The sequence below is a fragment of the Achromobacter sp. GW823-FHT04E03 genome, from assembly GCF_058796095.1.
Genome location: NZ_JBXAIJ010000014.1, coordinates 1 through 1,007 on the forward strand (window position 1 = coordinate 1; position 1,007 = coordinate 1,007).

The 1,007-nt window shown below is 71.0% G+C and carries 1 protein-coding gene; it reads right to left on the reverse strand.

The genetic code is table 11. The features are described 5' to 3' along the window. On the reverse strand, positions 1-1,007 hold a 1,007-nt coding region (gene ertE, locus AC1RHV_RS31095; RefSeq protein ID WP_492302724.1), incomplete at both ends, for an N-carbamyl-l-glutamate amidohydrolase ErtE.

Sequence of the window (1,007 nt, forward strand, 5' to 3'; positions counted from 1 at the left end):
TCGATCCACTCTTCCGGACAGTGGCTGCGGCCGTTCAGGCAGGGGATGAAGATCATGCCGATGGGGCCGGTGGGCGCCATGTAGACCGCGTCGTGGCCCGCGCCGCTGGGCAGGCGCATGGAGGCGTAGCCGAGCTGGTCGGCGGCGGCCTGCACCGCGTCCATCACCAACGGCGTGCAGTCCGTCGGCCGCGCGCGGCTTAGCTGCGTGAAGCTTGCGGACAGGCGCAGCGCGGTCAGGTCGGTGGCCACGCCGGCCATCAGCGTTTCCGGGAAGGCGTCCAGCACGGCATCGCTGTCGCTGCGCATTTCCAGCGTCAGCTCGACCCGGCCTGGCACCGCGTTGGCGGCGTTCGGCGTCATGGACAACCGGCCCACGGTGGCGACCACGTAATGCGGATTGCCGCTGGCGGCGCTGGCCTGGCGGTGGGCGGCATCGATGATGCGGGCCGCGCCCACCAGGGCGTCGCGGCGGATGTCCATGGGCGTGGTGCCGGCATGATCCGGCTGGCCTTCCACCGTGATCAGCACGCGGCGGATGCCGACGATGTTGGTGACCACGCCGATAGGCAGGCCGCGGCTTTCCAGCACCGGGCCTTGTTCGATATGCAGTTCGACGAACGCCGCGGTGCCGTCAGGGCCGCGCAGCGGCGCGCCCAGCGCCGAGGGGTCGCCGCCGATGCGGGCGATGCCGGCGGCGAGCGTCTCGCCTTCGGGGTTGCGGGCCGCCAGCATGTCGGGCGTCAGCTGGCCACAGAGCGCGCGGCTGCCGACGCAGGAAATGCCATAGTCGCTGGGCTCCTCGGACAGGAAGTCGATGACCTCGAAGGGATGTTCCAGCTGCACGCCTTGCTCGCGCAAGGTGTGGGCCACTTCGATGCCGGCCAGCACGCCGATGATGCCGTCGAAACGGCCCCCGGCCATCACGGTGTCGCAATGCGAGCCGGTGGCGATGGGCTTGCGCGCGGGATCGCGCCCGGCCAGCGTGCCTATCAGGTTGCCGCCGGC